Below are 6250 nucleotides of genomic sequence, written 5' to 3' on the forward strand. Positions count from 1 at the left end.
GAGCCGATCGTGCGGCGGCCTCGCCCCGTGCGTGCGAGGCCGAGACTACTTGCGGGACGCGAGCCGCGCCGCCGTGGTCGGCAGCGCGCCGTCCAGGTACCGCTGCCGCGTCGCCGCGCGGGCGATCTTGCCGCTGGACGTGCGGGACACCGCGCCCGGCTCGACGAGCAGGAACGCGTGCACGCTCATCTCGTGCTCGACGTTCACGGCGCCGCGCACCGCCGACTCGACCTCGTCCAGGTCCAGCCGGCCGAGCGGCACCCGCCGGTTCCGCTCGGCGACCACGACGAGCCGCTCGGTCTCCTCGCCGGGCAGCGCGAACGCGGCGACGTGGTCGGGCCGGACCGCCGGGTGCGCCTCCTGCGCGGTGACCTCGATGTCCTGCGGGTAGTGGTTGCGGCCGTCGACGATGATGAGGTCCTTGATGCGGCCGGTGACGTACAGCTCGCCCTCGTGGATCACGCCGTAGTCGCCGGTCCTCATCCACGGCCCGGCGGGCAGGCCGCCCGGCTCGGCGAGCTCGCCGCCGAAGGTGTCCTGGCTGCGCTCGGAGTTGCGCCAGTACCCGGCGGCGGTGTTCGGGCCGTGCACCCAGATCTCGCCGACGTGCCCGTCGGGCTGCTCCGCGCGCGCGTCCGGGTCGACGATCGCGACGATCTGCCCGGACGGCCGTCCGCACGACACGAGCGTGCTCGCCCGGTCCGCGTCCGGGTCGCACAGCCGGACCTCGCCCTGGGTGAGGACGTCCCGGTCCACCGTGATGATCTTCGGGGGGACGTCCTCGGCCGCGGCGGTGACGAACACCGTCGCCTCCGCCAGCCCGTACCCGGGGGCCTGGGCGCCCGGGCGCAGCCCCGCCGGCGCGAGCGCCTCCGCGAACGTCGACAGCGTCGACGTGCGGATCGGCTCCGCGCCGTTCAGGCACGTCGTCAGCCCGGACAGGTCCAGGCCCTCCAGCTTCTCCGGGGACGCCATCGACGCCACGTACTCGTACGCGAAGTTCGGGCCCGCGGTGTAGACGTTCTTGCCCGGCCGCGCCGCGATCAGCTGCAGCCAGCGCATCGGGTTCATGATGAACGACACCGGGTCGGTGTAGATCGCGTGGTCGCCGTGCACCAGCGGCAGCGCCATCGTCGCGATCAGGCCCATGTCGTGGAACAGCGGCAGCCAGCTCACCAGCTCCGGGTCCGGCTTCTCCGGCGCCCACCCCGCCCACAGCTGCGCCGCGTTCGCCGTCACGTTCCCGTGCGTGATCTCGACGCCGGCGGGACGGCGCGTCGACCCCGACGTGTACTGCAGGTACGCCAGGTCGTCGAACCCGATCGGCTCGTCCTCCCAGGACCCGGCGAGCCCGAGGTCGACCTCCTCCGCGAAGAGGATCTCCTTCGGCTGCGGGACGTCGTGGTCGGCGAGGAACTTCTCCACGTGCGGGAGCGCGTTCCGGGTCGTGACGATCACCGCGGGCTCGCTGTCGGCGTACGCGCCGATCAGCCGGTCGGCGTGCCCCGGCAGGTCTGGCGAGAACAGCGGCACCGCGACGACGTGCGCGTACATCGCGCCGAGCATCGTCATCATGTACTCGAGCGTCTGCGGCAGCAGCAGCGCGGCCCGCTCGCCGGGCCCGGTCACCTGCCGCAGCGCGGTCGCCGTCGCGCGGGCGCGCCGGTCGGTCTCGGCCCAGGTCAGGGTGATGTGCTTGCCGGCCGGGTCCAGCGAGTAGTCGACGAAGGTGAAGGCCGGGGCGTCCGGCTTCTCCCGCGCCCACCGCGCGACCCGCTCGATCAGCGGGGTGCGGCCGGAACCGCCGGGGAGGAGTTCGGGAAGCAGCGAGCCCAATGCCATTGATCAATCTCCCGAGGGGACGGGCCGGGCGGGCCATCATGGGGGGTGGGCGCCGTCGGCGATGCGTGCGGTCGGCCGGACGACTCGTCTGGCGCCCCCCGGCGAGCGGCGATGATCGTGAAGCTACCGGATGGTAGGCAGCGCGCGATATTAGCTGCGCGCCACATTCGCCGCGGCCGGGTTTGTCACCGCCGTGACAAGAGGAAATGCCTTTTCACGTCTGGGCGCAGGCACCGTTACCGACCGTGTGCGCAGTAGTGGTCCGGGCCTAGTGGTCCGCGAAGATCTGCTGCATGATCCCACGCCGGTGCCGTCCCTGGTAGGTGGTGTCGGGGTTCTCCGCCTCGGGGAGTTCGGCCAGGTAGCGGCTCTCCGCGTCGATCAGCTGCTCCAGTTCGCCGCGGTCGAGGAACACGCCCTTGCAGCCCGGGCATTCCTCGATCACCACGCCGTGCCGTTCGTGGGTGTCGAGCGCGGACGCGCACTTCGGACACCGCATCGACGCCTCTGACATACCGGATCCCCTGTCCGTGACCGCAGCTTTACTGACAGCGGATCAGCTTACTGACACGATCCCCTATTTGGCACCGGGCCGGGTCATCCGCGAACGAATCACCTGCCCGCGACCGCCGCCCCGCCCGTTCCCATCGGCATTCCGGACGAACCGGACGCGGACGACGCGCCTCGCCGCGCCGGGTCAGCGCACCCCTGCGGCCGGGGCCGTCAGATGTAGGCGCCGCCTCGGGCGGCGGCCTCCGCCCTCGCCTCGGCCGCGCGGGTCTCCGCGCGGTACAGCGCGATCCGGCGCCGCCACAGGCCGAAGCACGCGGCGCCCCACAGCAGGCCGATCTCCGCGACGATCGCGACGCCGAGCACCACGGCCCAGTCCGTCCCGTTGCCCTGCTCCATGCCGACCGGCGACACCAGCGTCATCCGGCCGTCGCCGCGGTCGCCGCCGTCGCTCGTCGTGCCCGCCATGGCCTGGCTGTTCGGCACCGGCATCGCGCCCGGCGCGTTCAGCGGCGGCAACGCGACGCCCGGCCGTCCCGGGGACGGCACGACGGGCAGGTTCGGCACCTGCTCCTCGTTCACGTGCCCGGCTCCGGTAGTGCCGCCGTAGCCCCTGCCGCCGTCCGTCCCCGTCCAGTCGTCGGCCGGGTACCCGTCCTCGGTCGACGAAGCGCTCCCCGCCGACGTCCCGCCGCGATGCTTGTGCTTCCCGGCAGCGGGCGCGTCGTCGTCCCACGGGACGCCGAGCTCGGACGGCCCGCCGTCGCCGTACGACCAGGTGTGATGGCTGTGCGCGCCGCTCCCGCCGCCGGCACCGCTCGGCGCACCGCCGTCAACGGTCACGCTGTGCTGCTTCGGCGCGGTGTACTGCTGGCTCGGTGCGGCGTGCTGCTTTGGGGCAGCGTGGTGGCTCGGCGCGTCGTAAGCCGTGACGCCCTGGCCGGCGGGGGTCCCGTGATGCGGCCGCTTCCCATGCCCGGAGGGCTTCACGTGTGCGGGCGGCTTCCCGTGTGCGGGTGCCTGCACGTTGGTGGGCGGTTGGGCCGGGGGCATCGGCTGGACGGGATGGGCGCGCGGCTTCGGGTGAGGCTGCTGCGGCGGTCCGGCATGGTGCACCGGCCGGCCCTGGTTCGCGGGGTGGGGTTGGGCGGGGCCGGTCGCCGTCCGGGGCTTGTGGCAGTGCGAGGCCGGGGCGGCGTGGCCGCCGGGGGCGGCGTCATGGCAGGGCTTGCCGGAGCCGGGTGCGTCGGCGGTGCAGTGCGCGTCGCCCTCGTTGGGCGCGGACTGGGGCTGGGCGGGCGGCGCGTCGGCCGTCGCGGAATGGCCCTCGCCGGACGGGAGGTGGAAGACGGCGCGGGACGTGCGGGGTTCGGCGTTGTCGGCCGCGGCGATGGTGACGATGGACGGCCGCGTCCCCGACGGGCGCTCCACGACGGAGGCCGGGACGGAGACGGCGGCGGTCCTCGTCACCGTCGCGCCGCCCACGTCGCCGAGGTCGCAGCGCAGTTCGTGGCCGGAGTCCAGCCGGGCGCAGCCCGGCGGGCGGTCCGCCCAGGCGAGCGGGTCGGCGGCGAGGAGGCGCAGGACGGCGTGGTGCGCGACGCCGCCCTCGGCGCGGACGCGGACGGTGTGGCCGAGCGCGTAGGCGGGCCCGGCGACGGCGGCCGCGGACGTCGAGGTCCGGGTGAGGAGCCGGACGTCGGACTGGTTCGCGTTCGCGGACGCCCCGGTGAGCATCATCGGCGGTACGGCGAGCGCGCCGCCCGCCATGATCGCGCCGACGCGCGCCCTGCTGCGGGTCCTGCTGCCACCGGTTCGCACGGGGTCCCCTCTCGCGGATTCACTGTCTCTGTTGCGTCCAGGGGGGCGACTGATTGTTGCAGTCCGTAGTCATTCATTGCCAGAGTGTCGCCATGAGTAACCTGACCGGGACCCTCTTTCGCGTAGTGAAATCAGATCTCCGTAGAATCGGGTGATTCGCGAGGAGAGGAGACGCGGGTGGCGGAGGCCGTACGGTCGCTGGAGCGCGCGTTCGAGCTGCTGGAGCATCTGGCCGACGCGGGCGGCGAGATGGCGCTGTCGGAGCTGACCGAGGTGTCCGGGCTGCCGATGCCGACCATCTACCGGTTGATGCGGACGCTGGTGAACCACGGGTACGTGCGGCAGGAGCCGTCGAAGCGGTACGCGCTGGGCCCGCGGCTCATCCGGCTCGGCGAGACCGCGAACCGGCTGCTGGGGACGTGGGCGCGTCCCGTCCTGGCGCGGCTGGTGGACGACGTGGGCGAGACCGCGAACATGGCCGTGCTGGAGGGCGACGAGGCCGTGTACGTGGCGCAGGTGCCGTCCAAGCACTCGATGCGGATGTTCACCGAGGTGGGGCGGCGGGTGCAGCCGCACTGCACGGGCGTCGGGAAGGCACTGCTGTCGCAGCTGCCGGACGAGCGCGTCCGCGAGATCCTCGGCCGGACGGGGATGGCCGCGCACACGCCGAACACGTTCACCGACCAGGACGCGCTGCTGGCCGAGCTGCGCCGCGTCCGCGAGCAGGGCTTCGCGCTGGACGACGAGGAGCAGGAGATCGGGGTGCGGTGCGTCGCGGTGCCGTTGCGGGGCGCGCCCGCGCTGACGGCGCTGTCGGTGTCAGGGCCGTCCGGCCGGATGACGCATGAGGCGGTCTCCGACGTGGTCCCGATCGTGCGGGACGCGGCGGACCGGTTCGCGAAGGAACTGGGCGGCGCCTGACGCGCCCCGTCCCGGGGCGCGAGGCGGGCCGGGGCCGGGTCTGAGGCGGCCCGGCCCCCGGGCGGCTAGTCGATCGGCTCGCCCACGATGACGGTCGGGCGGCCGCTGCGCTCCCACATGACGAAGTCGCCGGCGGACTTGACGAGCACCGCCGCGAGCCACAGCGCGAGGCCGGTGTCGTCGGCGATGCCGGCGATCGGGATGACGTCCGGGATCGCGTCGATCGGCGAGATGATGTACACCAGCCCGAGCGCGAGCAGGCCGAGCGTCCCGAAGGACATCCCCTTGTACTGGCCGCGCAGGACCGACTTCAGCATGCGCGGCACGGCGCGGAACCGCTCCCAGAAGCCGGGCACGTCGGGCTGGAGGGTCTCGCTGTAGATCTGCCAGGCCTGCCCGGCGGCGGCCGTCCTGCGCTTCCTGTCCACAGGTGCTCCTCGGTCAGGGGTCGTGAGGGCGCGCCCCCGCAGCGCCCACGTCCCTCTATGACGTGACCGATGCCGGTTTTGTTCCCTCCGGTGGACCATGAGGCCCGGATCACAACCGGTGCGCCGCGGCGGTCGCCGTAATGATCGTCAGCGAGCGCCGGCACGGTGCCCGCACGGCACCGATCGGGTTACCGGAAGTGAGTTCTTCGTCACTCTCGCGGGCAACGTGCGGGGATTACGGCGCAATGGCCGGCGCCCGCTGCCAGCATGAGAGGTCCTCGCGGGAGGGGCGCCGCCTCCCCGAGGCACGACCGGCACCGCCCGTCGAGCACCGCAGGAGCTGATCCACGACATGAGCGGCGACCATCTGAACAGACCCGTCCACGGCACCGTGGCGGGCGCCGCCTACGTGGCGCTCCCGCCCACCGCGGTCGACGCGACCGCGTCCGGGCCGACCCGGCTGATGCTCGCCTGGCCCGGTTTCGACCCGCCGCGGACCGCGGCCGCGCTCGCGGCGGCGATCCCGATGACGGGCGTGCCGGTGTGGCGCGTCTACCTCGACCTGCCCGGCCGCTCGCCGGGCGGGCTCGGCTCGGGCGCGATCCTGGAGACCGAGGCCATCGAGGCGTACGGCCGCGCGGTCGAGCAGGCCGCGGCCGGGCTGCCCGCCGCGGTCGCCGAGCTGCGCCGCGACCTGGCGCTGCCGGACGGGCCCGTCGAGCTCGCCG

At 73.6% G+C, this 6250-nt stretch carries 5 protein-coding genes and 1 pseudogene; 2 read left to right on the forward strand and 4 right to left on the reverse strand.

The window, feature by feature from the left end; translation table 11 throughout:
- Positions 1-45: 45 nt before the first annotated feature.
- From amrb99_RS37735 to amrb99_RS37745, 3 genes are all read right to left on the reverse strand, one after another.
- Positions 46-1842, reverse strand: a complete 1797-nt coding sequence (locus tag amrb99_RS37735) for a fatty acyl-AMP ligase (protein WP_190865474.1) — start codon at positions 1840-1842, stop codon at positions 46-48.
- Between the two features lie 268 nt (positions 1843-2110).
- A complete protein-coding gene (locus tag amrb99_RS37740) occupies positions 2111-2356 on the reverse strand; it encodes a zf-TFIIB domain-containing protein (protein WP_190865476.1) in 246 nt (81 codons plus the stop codon).
- Positions 2357-2565: 209 nt separating this feature from the next.
- Positions 2566-4173, reverse strand: a complete 1608-nt coding sequence (locus amrb99_RS37745; protein WP_190865478.1) for a hypothetical protein — start codon at positions 4171-4173, stop codon at positions 2566-2568.
- Between the two features lie 177 nt (positions 4174-4350).
- On the opposite strand from amrb99_RS37745, the gene amrb99_RS37750 reads away from it, so the two are divergent.
- On the forward strand, positions 4351-5094 hold the full coding sequence (locus amrb99_RS37750; protein ID WP_347257023.1) for an IclR family transcriptional regulator: 744 nt from the start codon (positions 4351-4353) through the stop codon (positions 5092-5094).
- 65 nt (positions 5095-5159) lie between these two features.
- Here amrb99_RS37750 and amrb99_RS53465 read toward each other — a convergent pair whose 3' ends face one another.
- Positions 5160-5522: a YkvA family protein gene (locus tag amrb99_RS53465; RefSeq protein WP_151546629.1), complete on the reverse strand. Its 363-nt coding sequence runs from the start codon at positions 5520-5522 to the stop codon at positions 5160-5162.
- A 352-nt stretch (positions 5523-5874) separates the two neighbouring features.
- Here amrb99_RS53465 and amrb99_RS37760 point away from each other — a divergent pair.
- Positions 5875-6250 (forward strand): annotated as a pseudogene (locus amrb99_RS37760) (hypothetical protein); the annotation flags it as partial.

The sequence above is a fragment of the Actinomadura sp. RB99 genome (assembly GCF_014706005.1).
Taxonomy (GTDB): domain Bacteria; phylum Actinomycetota; class Actinomycetes; order Streptosporangiales; family Streptosporangiaceae; genus Spirillospora.